Here is a 12,913-nt window from a genome sequence, read left to right as displayed (position 1 = left end):
ACTCGGCGTTTTTTGCTCCGCGCAAACGGACTCCAGCGGCCTGGCGGCCAAGAAGGCGCGGTTCTGGTCCGTTTTACCCTCGGCCGCCTGCACCCAGAATTCCCTTCCCGCCGGCCGCCGGAACCCCCGCAAGGCCGGGCGGGGGTCCTGTAGAGGTCGGCGGCCTGCTGGATGGACTGCCAGGCCCCCCTCCTCTCCGATCTCCAGCAGCACCTGGGCGGCGTCCCGGACGGCGTCGGCAAAGAAGGTGTAGACCTGCTGGGTCTCCAGCCCCGCCTCGTAGGCCAGCCGCTTGATCAGGATCTGCTCCTGCCGGGCCATCCGCCGGCAGTACTCCCGGTTGAAGAAGCGGCTAAGCAGATTGCTCTTGCCAAAGCCCTCCGCCCCCAGCACCACCGTATTGACGCAGCTGCACACCATACTGTCCAGACTCTGAAAGGCGTCCTCCCGGCCCACGTACCGCTCCCGGCGGGTGATGGGGCGGCAGGACCACCTCCTGGTCGTCTGCGTAAGGGGTGCGGAGCATGGCCTCCAGCGCCGCCCTGGACAGGGTGGGGGTCAGCATATTGGTCAGCCCCGCCGTCCCCTCCTGGCTGGGCAGGGTCTTTAAGATCGCCTGCAGGCGGATGGGGAACAGCTCCGCCTGGTTGGACTCATACTCCTCCCGGAAGAGCAGCTGAATCAGCCGCACCGCCTCCTGCCGCTCCTGGGCGTTCCCCCGCGCCGTCTGGTCCATCAGGGTGCGGAAGCAGGTCTGGGCCTGGGCCTGGATGGTCTGGGTCCCCAGCCCCAGCACGCTGCCGCAGTAGACCGCCAGGGCGGTACAGCCCCCCTCTGCGGCCCGCGCCTGCAGGCGGGACAGCTCCGGTCCGGCCAGCGCGCCGTCCACTGTGACAAAGCGGCGCACCTCCTCCTCTCTGCAGACCCGCAGGATGGGTTCAAAGAGGCTCAGCTGCAGGCTGAACAGCTGGTCCAGGTGTTCGCCCTCCACCAGGGCGCGCTCCAGCCGGAGCAGAAGGGGCATGGCCTCCTCCAGCAGGCGGACCGTCTGGGGCGGAGCGGTCTCCTCCCCCAGCTTCTTCAGCCTGGCGATGACCTGGGGGGGGGGAGAGGAAATAGAGCACATCCTCCCCCACCGCCCAGCCCACGTCCACCACGCCGGTGGGGAGCAGGCAGTCCATACACCCTCTCCAGATGCGCCCGTCCATGGCGTCCCGCCAGCGGTCGAAGAGCACCAGCACCTCCTGAATGCGCCCCTCGCCCCGGTATACGTCCAGCAGGCCGCTCACCGCCGCCGGATCGCCCAGCAGCAGCGCGGTGAGGAAGCACCGCTCCGCCTGGCCCCGGCGTCCGCCCAGCGCCCGCCACAGCCGCCTTCCGGCGGAGCAGAGGGTGACGCTGCCCTCCGGCTCGCTCATCGTCTCCAGGGCCGCCTCCAGCTCCGCAGCCGTCAGGCCCAGCCGCTCCGCCTCTCCCGGCGTGTCTATCAGAGCCCGCACCGTCTCGGTCTGGCCCAGCATCACCGCGCTGTCCAACAGGTCCGGAGCCTCAAAGCCGGTCAGGACCTCCCCCAGCGAACAGCTCCCCTGGGCGGCCCGCTCCAGGAGGTCCGCTCCGTCGGGGGGAAAGGGGGCGGAGGGGCGGCCCTGCTCGGTCTCTTCGTTGGGCAGGCCAAAGGTCTGGCACAGCCACCGGCCGTACCCCTTCTCGTCCTCCTGACCGGGGTAGCACAGGCCGTCCATGTACCAGGGGACGGGGACGTCCTTCCGGGTATTGGCGGCGAGTACGCAGTAGATGCGCTGTCCCTTGGGGGTCTCCCGCTCCAGCGGCACCGCCAGCCGGGAAGTCCGGGCGGCGCTGTCATCCAGCACGCCGCCCGTCTCCCCCAGCAGATAGCGCCCGATCCGCCGGACGCACAGGCTGCGCAGCGCCACCATCCGCAGCTCGCTGCCGCACAGCCTCTGGAACTGCCGGAGCAGCGGCAGGCTCATGGGGATCAGGACAAAATTCAGCACAATCCGCTGCAGCGGGGCGGTCTGCTGCTTCAGCTCCGCCTCGTCGGGGGACAGCTGGTCCCCCGAACACCGCCGGGTCGATGCCCTCCTCCCGAAACACCTGACGGATCTTTCCAAAGCGCATGCTGCCGGTTGGTTCGATCTGTGCCGTCAGCACTGAGACGATTCGCTGTCTGTCTTTTTGTTCCATGCCAGTCCCTCCTGTTTGGGACATTATACCATGCATTCCCCCTTGATTCAAGCGATTTCCCGTTTCTTTGCACAATCCGTTGGGACGCAAACAGGCTCCCGTCCGCTGGACGGGAGCCTGTTCCGGTCAGGCGTGCTTCTTCGCCTCCAGATAGTCGTTGAGCTGGGTGTTCAGGATATCGGTGATGAACATGTGGCCGGGGGCGTGGGTGATGACGATGGGGGGCTTGGCGTTCTCCACGGCGGCCTGGGGCGTCACTCCGCAGGGCCAGAACACGGGGATCTCGCCGGGGTAGACGTCCACCGCCTCGCCGTAGTCGGGCTTCATCACGTCGGCCACGCCCACCCCGGCGGCGTCCCCCATGTGGACGGGCGCGCCGTGGACGTTGGGCATTTTTACCGTGATCTCGTAGGCCTTTTTGGCGTTCTCCGGGGTCATGGGCCGCATGGAGCACACCATGGGGCCCTCAAAGGGGCCGGCCTTCACCGTCTGGATGTTGGTCTTGTACATGGGCACATTGCGGCCCTGGGCGATGTGGCGCACCTCGATGCCCTCCCGCATCAGGGCCTCCTCAAAGGAGAAGGAGCAGCCGATGAGGAAGCCCACATAGCCCTCCTTCCAGTATTCCGAGGCGTCGGTGAGCTCCTTGGTGAACACGCCGTTCTCATACACCCGGTACCGGGGGATGTCGGAGCAGATGTTGCCCCCCTCCCCCATGTCGTGGGTCTCCGGGGTGCCCTTGATGATCTCCAGAATGGGACAGGGGAAGGGATTTTTCTTGGCGTACTCCTCAAAGTCGGCGGCATACTCCGGGGGCAGGATGACCAGATTGGCCTGGGCGTAGCCCCGGCACATACCGGCGGTGGGAAAGTCGATGGTCCCCTCCCGGATGAGCTGGCGGACCTGAGACGGCTTCATGTCAATATAAGGGGTGATATCAAACGCCATTTGACGTACCTCCTCAGTTGTTGATTTTGCTCAGCGCCTTCAGGGCGGAGCGCTGGGCCAGCAGCAGGCTCTGGGCGTACTCCACCGGCGTCTCCACAAACTGCACCTTGTCCCCGGTCTTCAGCTGGGCCAGGATGCGGAAGTCGGCGGTGATCACGTTGGCAATCTTGGTGTAGCCGCCGGTGGTCTGACGGTCGGCCAGCATGATGATGGGCGTGCCCGCCGAGGGCACCTGAATGGCTCCGAAGGCGATGCCGTCGGAGATAATGTCGCCGCCGTCCTTGTGGGCGATGGCGGGGCCGTCCAGGCGGCAGCCCATGCGGTCAAACTCGGGGGTAACGGTATAGGTCTCGCTGAGGAAGGTGTGCAGGCCGTCATCGGTGAAGGCGTCGTCCTGGGGACCCAGCACCACCCGGAGGGTGTACACCGGCCTGGGGGCGAACTCGGGCTTGAGGACCCGGTCCTCCATGCGCTTCAGGGTCTCCGCCGGAGCCCGGAAGCCGATGACATCCCCCTTCTCCAGCTTCCGGCCCTGATGGCCGCCGATCTTGGCCTTCATATAGGTGGACCGGCTGCCCATGGTGACGGGGATGTCCAGCCCTCCGGCGAAGGCGATAAAGGCCCGGCAGCCCGTCTTGGGGGCGGTGAACTTCAGCACCTGTCCCGCCCGGACGGCCACCGCCTGGTAGTTGGGAACGGCTTTGCCGTCCAGGGTGGGACCCAGGTCGCCGCCGGTGATGGCGATGACGTTGGCCTTGTCAAACTGGAGCTGGGGACCCATCATGGTACACTCCAGCACCGCCTCTCCCTGGTCGTTGCCCGCCAGGATGTTGGCCAGGGCGGCGGACCGGGGGTCCATCACCCCGGACACCGACACGCCGAACTGCTGATAGCCCACGCGGCCCTGGTCCTGGACGGTGGTGAGCAGGCCGGGGTTTAATACGGTGATACTCATGCTCCGCCCTCCTTCCTGGGGTGACGTTTGACCTGATAGCCCTCTGCCGCCTCCTGGGCGGCGATTTTGTCAAACTCCGCCTGGTCGATGGCATAGAACTTGATGTATTGGCCCGCCTGGGGCAGGATGGGGGTGGCCCGGCCGGCATCGTACATCCGCACGGGGGTGCGGCCGATGAGCTGCCAGCCGCCCGGGGAGTCGATGGGGTACACCCCGGTCTGGGACCCGGCGATGCCCACCGAACCGGCGGGAATTTTCACCCGGGGGGTCTTCAGCCGGGGGGTGGCGATTTCGTCGCTCATGCCGCCCAGGTAGGTGAAGCCGGGGGTGAAGCCCAGCATATAGATGAGGTACTCGGTGGAGGTGTGGATTTTGATGACCTCCTCCACCGTCTTGCCGTTGTGCTCGGCCACGAACTTCAGGTCGGGGCCCATCTCCTCCCCGCCGTAGAGAACGGGGATCTCCAGCACCTCGCTGGGGGGGATTTTTACCTTGTCCAGCTGGCCCAGCAGGCACTTCAGCTTGTCCATCAGGGGGGCGCAGCGGATGACCTCCGGGTTGTAGTGGACCATGAGGGAGCGGTAGGTGGGCACCGTCTCCACGATGCCGGGGATGTCGCTTTTGCTCAGGGCGATGTTGAAGGCCCGGATCTGGGCGTTGATGGGCTCGCTGATCTCGTTGCCGAACTCCACGCACACCGAGGTATCGCCCGTCAGCAGAAATCTGACGTCTGCCATAGAAAATCTCCTTTCGCATATTCAGGGCAGGCCCGGGAAGACCTGGCCCTGCCCTGAAGGGGAGTTTTTATTTATTTGAAGAGATTCACAATGTTGGGAACGGACTGTACGCCGGAGTAGAGGGCAATGGCCACCACAACAATGCCCGGGATAATCATCCATATGGGGTGGTTGTAGTTCTCGCCCACAATCCGCTTGCTGCGGCTGGCGATGAGCATGACGCCCAGGGTGATGGGCAGAATCAGTCCGTTGAAAGCGCCGGCGACGATGAGCAGCTGGGCGGCGTTGCCCACGATGACCATCATCAGAGTGGAGAAAGCGATAAAGCCGATGACGCACTGGCGCTCATACTTGGCAATCATGGGGTGGAGGGTCTTCAGGAAGGAGACGGAGGTGAAGGCCGCGCCCACCACGGAAGAGACGCCCGCGGAGAACAGGCACAGGCCGAACAGCCGGTAGCCCAGGTCGCCGGCAGCCAGACGGAAGGCCTCGGCGGCGGGGTTGCCGCCCTTGGCGGCGTCGGTAATGATCTGAGCGTTCTCGGCCACCCAGGTGGTGCCCACGGTGCAGGTGCCCAGCACGGCCAGGAACAGCAGGATACGCACCAGGCCGGAGGTGCCGCACCCCTGAACCACACTGCGGCGGACATGGCCTACGTTCTCGGGGCCGGAGATACCGGCGTCCAGCAGGCGGTGAGCGCCGGAGAAGGCGATGTAGCCGCCGCAGGAGCCGCCTAAGATGGTGGTCAGGGCGGTGAACATGCCGGTCTCGGTATTCAGCAGCTTGTCAAAGCTGCCCAGGCCCTTGACGACCTCGCCCATGGGGGGCTGGGACTTGACGGCCACCACCAGCACGGTGAGGAGGATGACGGCGGCCAGCACGGTGGCCACCTTGTCCATGATGGTCTTGGCGTTCTTGTTCACAAAGATAATGATGCCCAGACAGCCGGCGATAATCGCACCGATCTTCTGGTCCAGGCCCAGCATGGCGTTGAAGCCCAGGGCCACGCCGCCCACATTGCCCACGTTGAAGGCCAGGCCGCCGATTGCCACCAGAATGGCGATGACCACGCCCAGTCCGGGCAGCAGCTTGTTGGCCACATCCTGAGCCCGCATGCCGGATACGGAGACCACAGACCAGATGTTCATCTGGGCGGTGATATCCATCAGAATGACCAGCACGATAACCAGAGCCAGGGCCGCGCCGTGCTGGGCGGTGAAGGTGGAAGTTTGGGTCAGGAAGCCGGGGCCGATGGCAGATGTAGCCATCAGGAAGGCCGCGCCGAACAGTACAGAACGGCTGGGCTTTGCGCCGCTGTTTGCGAGATTATTACTCATTTAAGTACCTCCAAAATAGTCAGTTTTCCTCTCTCTTGCAAAACGAACCGCTGTCATTTGCCTTGCAAATGACGTCTCCTTTGTCAAAGGAGACTGTTTTCTCTTTCCTTTTCCAACCAAAAACCTTCTAAAAAATCACACAATGTCAGCAATGGGGGCGATAGTGACCCCCTCGGCCTCCAGGCGGGCCCGGATGTTCTTGACGAACTCCACCGCGGAGGGGTTGTCGCCGTGGACGCAGATGGAGTGGGCGTCGATGGAGACCTCCTCGCCGGTGACGGCGGTGACCTTGCCCTCAGTGACCATGCGGATGGTGCGGGCGATGGCCTCGTCCTTGTCGTGGATCACCGCGCCGGGCTTGGAGCGGGGCACCAGGGAGCCGTCCGCCTGATAGGCCCGGTCGGCGAAGACCTCGCTGGCGGTCTTCAGGCCCACCTGCTTGCCGGCCTCCAGCATCTTGCTGCCCGCCAGACCCAGCAGGATCACGTCCTTGTCCACGCTGGCGATGCCCTCAGCGATGGCCAGAGCCAGGTCCATGTCCTTACCGGCCATGTTGTACAGGGCCCCGTGGGGCTTGACGTGCTGGAGCTTCACGCCGTGAGCGGCGGTGAAGGCCAGGAGCGCGCCCATCTGATACTGGATGTAGGCCTTGGCCTCCTTGGGGGAACAGACCATGTTCCGGCGGCCGAAGCCCATCAGATCGGGGAAGCCGGGGTGCGCGCCCACAGCCACACCGGCGGCCTTGCAGGCGGCAACCGTCTTGTCCATCACCAGCGGGTCGCCGGCGTGATAGCCGCAGGCCACGTTGGCGGAGGAGACATGGGCGATGACCGCCTCGTCCATACCGATAGTATAGGCGCCGAAGCTCTCACCCAGGTCGCTGTTCAGATCTACTTTGTACATAGGGGATTCCTCCTTCTTAACTTAACTTGGGAACTCTCTCCTGCTATGCTGTGCGCAATCTGGATCGCATGCATCTATATTACCATATTTTTCGTTTTAACGCAACAGAAACTTGTCAGGAACCCACAAAAGACGGACCGCCCGGAGAGGACGGTCCGTCTGGACGCATCGATGCGGGTCAGCAGTATTTGGCGATGGCGGCCTGGATCAGCTTGTGGACCTCTGCGGTAACCGCCCGGTCGCTCTCCTCCAGCTCCAGCAGGGGGGCGCGGACGCTCCCCACGTCGGGGCCGCCCTGGAGGCGGATGACCTCCTTGATCACCGCGTACATGTTCCCCTGGGCGGAGCACATCTTGTAGATGATACGGCAGCACTCGTTCTGGACCTCCCGCCCCTTCTCCAGCTCTCCGGCCTGGAAGCAGCGGAGGATCTCCAAATACAGCTCGGGCATGGCGGCGTAGGTCCCGCCGATGCCGCCGATGGCCCCGGCGGCCAGACCGGACAGCAGCTGCTCGTCCGGGCCGTTGAAGACCACCGCGCCCTCATCCCGCCACATCTGGATGTCCTGGACGGGCATGGAGGAGTTCTTCACCCCGATCACCCGGGGATTGTTCAGCATCTCCTGGAGCAGGGGCACGGTGAGGGCCACCCCCGCCAGCTGGGGGATGTTGTAGATGATGAAATCGGTGTTGGGGGCGGCGGCGGAGATGTCGTTCCAGTACTTGGCGATGCCCTTGGGGGGCAGGTGGAAGTAGATGGGCGGGATGGCGGCGATGGCGTCCACCCCCAGGCTCTCGGCGTGGGCGGCCAGCTCCCGGCTGTCTGCGGTGTTGTTGCAGGCCACATGGGCGATGATGGTCAGCTTGCCTCCCACCTCGGCCATAACCTGCTCCAGGGTCTCCTTCCGCTCGGCCGTGCTCTGGTAGATGCACTCCCCGGAGGAGCCGCCCACGTACAGGCCCTTGACCCCCTTGTCCAGCAGGTACTTGGCCAGCGCCCGGACGGCTGCGCCGTCCACCCTGCCCTCCTTGTCATAGCAGGCGTAGAAAGCGGGGAAAATCCCCTGATATTTGGAAAGATCCTTCATAACATCACTCCTTAATCGTCAATAATCCGTACCTTGAACACCACCTTGGTCACCGTTCTGGGGGCGTCCAGCTGCATTTTGATGCGGTGGGCGTCGTTGGGGAAGACCACCAGGAAGCTCCCCGGGGACAGGGCCAGCCTGAAGCGGGCCGGACCCCGGTAGGCGTAGAAGTCGTTGGCCTCCACCCGGTCGAACTCCTCCAGCTCCCCCGGCGGGGCCAGCTCCACCCCCTCGGAGCCATCGGTCATGATGTGGATGTCCAGGTACTTTTTGTGGGCCTCGAAAAAGCTCTCCGTTTCCGGGACCGTCTCGTAGGTGAAGCGGGTCACATACACGTCCCGGCCCTTCAGCTCGGTGGGCTCTCCGCCCACCTGGGCCAAAAACTCCGGTGTGATGTGCTCCAGGGCCAGATCCAGGTTGGGGTGGATGCCCCGGTAGGTCCGGGCATCGGTATTTCCGGCATAAATCATAGCTTACCCCTTTACCGCACCCATGGCAATCCCCTGGGTGAAATATTTCTGGAAGATCAGGAACACGATGATGATGGGCACCGAGGCCATGGCCGCGCCCGCCATCAGCAGTCCCGTATCGGTGGAGGTCTCCGCCTGGAGGGTGGAGATACCCATGGAGATGGTGTACACGTTGTTGGCGTCCAGCATGACCAGCTGCATGAAGTAGTCGTTCCAGCAGTTGATGAAGGTGAAGATGGCCAGCGCGCCGATGCCCGGCTTGATCATGGGCATGACCACGGTGGAGAAGGTCTTCAGCTCGCTGGCGCCATCGATGCGGGCGGCCTCCAGAATCTCTCCGGGAATGCCCTCCGAGAACTGCTTCATCAGGAACACGCCGAAGGGCCAGCCTACGGTGGGGAAGATGACCGCCCACAGGCTGCCGTACAGCCGCAGCTTGGACATCTCCTGGAGCAGGGGGATCAGGAGGACCTGCTTGGGCAGGGCCATGGCGCACACAATGAGGGAGAACAGCAGGGCCCGGCCGTTGAACCGCTTTTTGGCCAGGGCGTAGCCCGCCATGGCGGCGGTGCAGCAGGTGATGATCATGGCGGCCACCGCCATAAACACCGCGTTGATCAGCCACCGGAAGGCGGCGGGGGTGGTGGGACCGGCGAACAGGACCACCCGCTTCTTCTCCGCGTTGGTGAAGCTGCCGAAGGGCATGAAGATCTCCCACAGGGGGGCGCTGCGCTTGTCAAACAGCGCCTTGAAGTTGTTGGTCACCCACTCGCTGGGCCACCAGACCGGCTCGACAGAGTTGATGTCCGCACTGGGCTTGAACGCGCCGGTGATGATCCAGTACAGCGGGAAGGTGAACAGAAAGGCCAAAATGACCAGGATAATGAGGGACGCAATCCGATAGGCCCGGCTGCGGCCGCTTTGAATTTTCATACCAGCACCCCCTTATTTCTCTTTCGCCAGCTTGAACTGGACGGCGGACAGCAGACCAATGAAGATGGCCAGCACCACGCCCATGGCGTTGGCGTAGCCGAAGTGACCCGCCTGCTCGGTGAGCTTGAAGGCGGTCCAGTAGATGCGGTACATTACAGTGTCGGTGCCCGCGCCGCCCTTGGTCAGCAGCTGGATCAGAGCGAAGCACTGGAAGGAGTTGATGGTGGTGATGACCAGGATGTACAGGGTGGTGGGCAGCATCTGGGCCCACTTCACCTTCCAGAACACCTGGAACTCGGTGGCTCCGTCCACCTCAGCGGCCTCGATGAGGGTCTGGTCCACGTTGCCCAGGGCAGAGACATACAGGACGATGGGCTGGCCCACCGAGGTGGTGAACAGGATCAGGATGATACAGCCCAGGGCGAACCGCTCGTCCCCCAGCCAGTTGATCCGGCCCTCGATCAGGCCCAGGCCCTGGGGACCCAGGATGTAGTTGAACACGCCGTAGTAGTTGTGATACATCCAAGCCCACACCACGGTGACCGCCACCGAGCCGGTGACCACCGGCAGGTAGAAGATGCACCGGAAGGCGGACAGGATGGGGCCCTTCATCCGGTAGATGGCGGAGGACACCCACAGAGAGAAGGCGCACACCGCAGGCACGCTGACGATCACGATGACAAAGGTGTTCTTCAGCGCGGCCAGGAAGTCCTTGTCAGCCCACAGGCGGACAAAGTTGCCCAGACCGATGAAATTGCCGAACATGCCCTCGGTGTGCATATTGGCGTCGGTCAGGCTGAGGAGGATGCAGATGATCATGGGGATGACCACAAAGCCAAGGAAGAAGATCAGGCTGGGCAGCATGAACAGATAGCCGGCAATGTTCTCCCGGCGCTGCAGCGCCCGGCTCATAGTGGGTTGCTTTGCCAAGCTCAACACTCCTTTACAACCAAATAAGCGCCCCTCTCCCGCCCTTCACGGGAGAGGGGCGCACAAACCCTTATCTCTTTGAGTTCTGATATGACAGGGACTCAGCCTGCGGCAGCGTTGGCGTTGGCCACGTGTTCGGCTACAGAGGCGGCGATATCGTCGCCCTTGCCCACCTTCTGGAGCATCTCCCACCACTCAGTGCGGGCGCCGGCCCAGCCGGTGGTAATCTGATAGTAGTCGCCCAGGTTGGGGAGGATCACCTTGTTGTAGTCGGTCATGATGGCATTGTCGGCAAAGATGTTGGTCAGATCGGTGCCCTCAGCAGAGGTGCGGGCGGAGAAGAAGTTGGAGATCTTGGCCGCCTCGCCGGTGTGCTCCGAGTCGCACATGTACTTGACAAACTCCTTGGCCGCGTCGATCTTGGCCTGATCGCCGTTGTTGAAGATGCCCAGGCCCCAGATGCCGCCCTGGAGAACGGGAGTGCCGTCAGGGGAGGGGAAGTTCATGCACACGATCTCCTGGCCGTTGATGGTCTTGCCAGGCTCGCCGCCGGCGGCGGCGGGGTCCAGCTGCTGGGCGATGTTCCAGCAGAAGGCCATGTCCAGAATCTCCTGATACATCAGCTTCAGCTCGTCGCCGCCCTCCAGGGAGGCGTCAAAGGCGATGCCCTTCATGCTCTTCAGCTGCTCCAGAGCCTTGATGTTGTTGGGGTCGTCCCAGGTGTACTGGGTGTGTTCCGCGTTGGTGAAGGTGCCGCCGTACAGGTTGTTGACCAGCGCCCGGGTACCCTGGTCGCCGCCCTGGCCCTTGCAGTAAACTGCGGCCACGGTGTCGTTCTTCTTGGCGTAGAGGGCCTCTACTGCCTTGATGAAGCCGTCGGTGGTCCAGGTGTGGGTGTCCAGGTTCAGATACTGGTCGGCGCCGGCCGCCTTAAAGGCGTCCAGGTTAACCGCCATGCAGTGGGCGGTGATGAACATGGGGTACTGATAGATCTTGCCGTCGGGGCTGGTGCAGGCGGCCAGAGCGGCGGCGTTGATCTCGTTGCGGTCGGTGTCGTCGATCATGTCGGACAGGTCCACCATGTAGCCGTTGGCGCCCCAGTTGGCCACCAGACGCTCGGGACCCTCCATGATCAGGTCGGGGGCGTTCTTGGCGGAGATGGCGGTGTTCACCTTGTCGTCACCGTCGGCGTAGGCCAGCCACTCCAGGTTGACCTTGATGCCGGTATCGGCGGTAAACTGGTCGATCAGGGGCTTGACGTTGCTCTCCGTCTGCCAGCCGCCCACGGGGTAAATCCAGGCAGTGATCTCGGTGGCGGCGCCGGAGGGGGCGGGGGTGCTCTGGGCAGGGGCCTGGCTGCCGCTTCCGCTGCCGGACGGGGTGCTCGACGTGCTGTTCTGGCCGCCGCAGGCGGCCAGAGACAGGGCCATGGCCATGGCCAGAACAGCTGCGGCAAGTTTCTTCATTTTCATTGCAGTTCCTCCTTCAATTTCACAAAAAAATGAGTTGCAAGGCCGGGGTCAATGTGTAAATTATACAAGAGCGAGAGCGGTCTGTCAATCGAAATCGAAATAATTTTTTAAAATACGGGAATTTTAGTGGATCGCACAAAAATAATTTCGATTTTTGTGCACTTCGCTTAGGAAAATAGAAAAAAATCACGCTCTTTTGCCTTGACAAACAAGAAATTCCTGTTACTCTTAAGAGAGGATCACACTCCTTCCCCCCGCCACTCAAACATCGAAAGGACGCGACGGACCATGAAAAAACACATCCTCTGCCTGGGCGATTCCAATACCCACGGCTACTGCGCCGACCCCTCCGACTGCGCCGACGGCGGCATCCGCTTCAACGAGGAGGAGCGGTGGACCTGCCTGCTCCAGAAGGCCCTGGGAGAGGAGGTCCTGGTCACCGAAGAGGGCCTGTCCGGCCGGACCACCGTCTTCCCCGACCCCCTCCACGAGACCATGGACGCCCTCACTGTCCTCTACTCCCTGCTGAAGAGCCACGAGGTCATCGACCTGCTCATCATCATGCTGGGCACCAACGACACCAAGGAGCGGCTGGGGGTCAACGCCGCCTGCATCGCCATCGGCATGGAGCGGCTGGTGCGCAAGGCCCAGAGCGTGGACTGCTGGGGCGGCCGCGCCCCCAACATTCTCATCGTCTGCCCGCCCCCCATCCACCCGGAGATGAGCGACCCCGCCATGGGCCGGGGCTGCGACGTGAAGGCCCGGGAGCTGTCCCCATACTACCGGAAAACTGCCGAACTGGTGGGGGCCCATTTCATCGACGCCGCCCAGTGCGAGTTCAACCAGATCGACCACATGCACCTGACCCGGAGGGGCCACGCCCAGCTGGCCCAGCTGCTGGCCCAGGCCGTCCCCGGCCTGCTGGCGTAAGGAGGG

Annotated in this window: 13 protein-coding genes; 1 reads left to right on the top strand and 12 read right to left on the bottom strand. The window is 63.4% G+C overall.

From position 1 onward, the window contains the following. Nucleotides 1–352 precede the first annotated feature (352 nt). The 12 genes from VV088_RS21925 to VV088_RS21870 all read right to left on the bottom strand — a co-directional run bounded on the left by VV088_RS21925 (nt 353) and on the right by VV088_RS21870 (nt 11,977). Nucleotides 353–1,024 carry a hypothetical protein gene (locus tag VV088_RS21925; protein ID WP_334602776.1) on the bottom strand — a complete coding sequence of 224 codons (672 nt, stop codon included), beginning with the start codon at nt 1,022–1,024 and terminating at the stop codon, nt 353–355. After that, nucleotides 939–2,132, bottom strand: coding sequence for a hypothetical protein (locus VV088_RS21920; RefSeq protein ID WP_334602775.1), 1,194 nt, complete (start codon nt 2,130–2,132; stop codon nt 939–941). The genes VV088_RS21925 and VV088_RS21920 overlap by 86 nt, the downstream gene beginning before the upstream one ends. Before the next feature lie 199 nt (nt 2,133–2,331). After that, on the bottom strand, nt 2,332–3,153 hold the full coding sequence (locus VV088_RS21915; protein WP_334602774.1) for a putative hydro-lyase: 822 nt from the start codon (nt 3,151–3,153) through the stop codon (nt 2,332–2,334). 13 nt (nt 3,154–3,166) lie between these two features. Further along, nucleotides 3,167–4,108: a biotin-dependent carboxyltransferase family protein gene (locus VV088_RS21910; RefSeq protein WP_334602773.1), complete on the bottom strand. Its 942-nt coding sequence runs from the start codon at nt 4,106–4,108 to the stop codon at nt 3,167–3,169. Further along, nucleotides 4,105–4,845 carry a 5-oxoprolinase subunit PxpB gene (gene pxpB, locus VV088_RS21905; RefSeq protein WP_334602772.1) on the bottom strand — a complete coding sequence of 247 codons (741 nt, stop codon included), beginning with the start codon at nt 4,843–4,845 and terminating at the stop codon, nt 4,105–4,107. Before pxpB ends, VV088_RS21910 begins: the two co-directional genes overlap by 4 nt. A gap of 71 nt (nt 4,846–4,916) precedes the next feature. Continuing rightward, nucleotides 4,917–6,182: an NRAMP family divalent metal transporter gene (locus tag VV088_RS21900; RefSeq protein WP_334602771.1), complete on the bottom strand. Its 1,266-nt coding sequence runs from the start codon at nt 6,180–6,182 to the stop codon at nt 4,917–4,919. Between the two features lie 135 nt (nt 6,183–6,317). Then, nucleotides 6,318–7,085, bottom strand: a complete 768-nt coding sequence (locus tag VV088_RS21895; RefSeq protein ID WP_334602770.1) for a LamB/YcsF family protein — start codon at nt 7,083–7,085, stop codon at nt 6,318–6,320. Nucleotides 7,086–7,263: 178 nt separating this feature from the next. Next, nucleotides 7,264–8,172: a dihydrodipicolinate synthase family protein gene (locus VV088_RS21890; RefSeq protein WP_334602769.1), complete on the bottom strand. Its 909-nt coding sequence runs from the start codon at nt 8,170–8,172 to the stop codon at nt 7,264–7,266. Nucleotides 8,173–8,183: 11 nt separating this feature from the next. Then, on the bottom strand, nt 8,184–8,642 hold the full coding sequence (locus VV088_RS21885; RefSeq protein ID WP_334602768.1) for a YhcH/YjgK/YiaL family protein: 459 nt from the start codon (nt 8,640–8,642) through the stop codon (nt 8,184–8,186). Nucleotides 8,643–8,645: 3 nt separating this feature from the next. After that, nucleotides 8,646–9,575 (bottom strand): carbohydrate ABC transporter permease, encoded by a 930-nt coding sequence (locus VV088_RS21880; protein ID WP_334602767.1) that lies wholly within the window; start codon nt 9,573–9,575, stop codon nt 8,646–8,648. Between the two features lie 12 nt (nt 9,576–9,587). Beyond that, nucleotides 9,588–10,487: a carbohydrate ABC transporter permease gene (locus VV088_RS21875; RefSeq protein WP_334602874.1), complete on the bottom strand. Its 900-nt coding sequence runs from the start codon at nt 10,485–10,487 to the stop codon at nt 9,588–9,590. 119 nt (nt 10,488–10,606) lie between these two features. Continuing rightward, nucleotides 10,607–11,977 carry an ABC transporter substrate-binding protein gene (locus VV088_RS21870; protein WP_334602766.1) on the bottom strand — a complete coding sequence of 457 codons (1,371 nt, stop codon included), beginning with the start codon at nt 11,975–11,977 and terminating at the stop codon, nt 10,607–10,609. 288 nt (nt 11,978–12,265) lie between these two features. Between VV088_RS21870 and VV088_RS21865 the strand changes: the two genes are divergently transcribed. After that, on the top strand, nt 12,266–12,907 hold the full coding sequence (locus VV088_RS21865) for a GDSL-type esterase/lipase family protein (protein WP_334602765.1): 642 nt from the start codon (nt 12,266–12,268) through the stop codon (nt 12,905–12,907). Nucleotides 12,908–12,913 lie beyond the last annotated feature (6 nt).

This window comes from Lawsonibacter sp. JLR.KK007 (assembly GCF_036941135.1).
Lineage (GTDB): Bacteria > Bacillota > Clostridia > Oscillospirales > Oscillospiraceae > Lawsonibacter.
The sequence above is the reverse complement of the archived record's forward strand: the minus strand, read 5'-3'. Positions and strand labels throughout refer to the sequence as shown.

Bases quoted from the DNA above. Each gene is read 5' to 3' on its own strand.
- VV088_RS21925 (WP_334602776.1), bottom strand. From the start codon at position 1,024: ATGCCCCTTCTGCTCCGGCTGGAGCGCGCCCTGGTGGAGGGCGAACAC.
- VV088_RS21915 (WP_334602774.1), bottom strand. From the start codon at position 3,153: ATGGCGTTTGATATCACCCCTTATATTGACATGAAGCCGTCTCAGGTC.
- VV088_RS21910 (WP_334602773.1), bottom strand. From the start codon at position 4,108: ATGAGTATCACCGTATTAAACCCCGGCCTGCTCACCACCGTCCAGGAC.
- pxpB (WP_334602772.1), bottom strand. From the start codon at position 4,845: ATGGCAGACGTCAGATTTCTGCTGACGGGCGATACCTCGGTGTGCGTG.
- VV088_RS21900 (WP_334602771.1), bottom strand. From the start codon at position 6,182: ATGAGTAATAATCTCGCAAACAGCGGCGCAAAGCCCAGCCGTTCTGTA.
- VV088_RS21895 (WP_334602770.1), bottom strand. From the start codon at position 7,085: ATGTACAAAGTAGATCTGAACAGCGACCTGGGTGAGAGCTTCGGCGCC.
- VV088_RS21890 (WP_334602769.1), bottom strand. From the start codon at position 8,172: ATGAAGGATCTTTCCAAATATCAGGGGATTTTCCCCGCTTTCTACGCC.
- VV088_RS21885 (WP_334602768.1), bottom strand. From the start codon at position 8,642: ATGATTTATGCCGGAAATACCGATGCCCGGACCTACCGGGGCATCCAC.
- VV088_RS21880 (WP_334602767.1), bottom strand. From the start codon at position 9,575: ATGAAAATTCAAAGCGGCCGCAGCCGGGCCTATCGGATTGCGTCCCTC.
- VV088_RS21875 (WP_334602874.1), bottom strand. From the start codon at position 10,487: ATGAGCCGGGCGCTGCAGCGCCGGGAGAACATTGCCGGCTATCTGTTC.
- VV088_RS21870 (WP_334602766.1), bottom strand. From the start codon at position 11,977: ATGAAAATGAAGAAACTTGCCGCAGCTGTTCTGGCCATGGCCATGGCC.
- VV088_RS21865 (WP_334602765.1), top strand. From the start codon at position 12,266: ATGAAAAAACACATCCTCTGCCTGGGCGATTCCAATACCCACGGCTAC.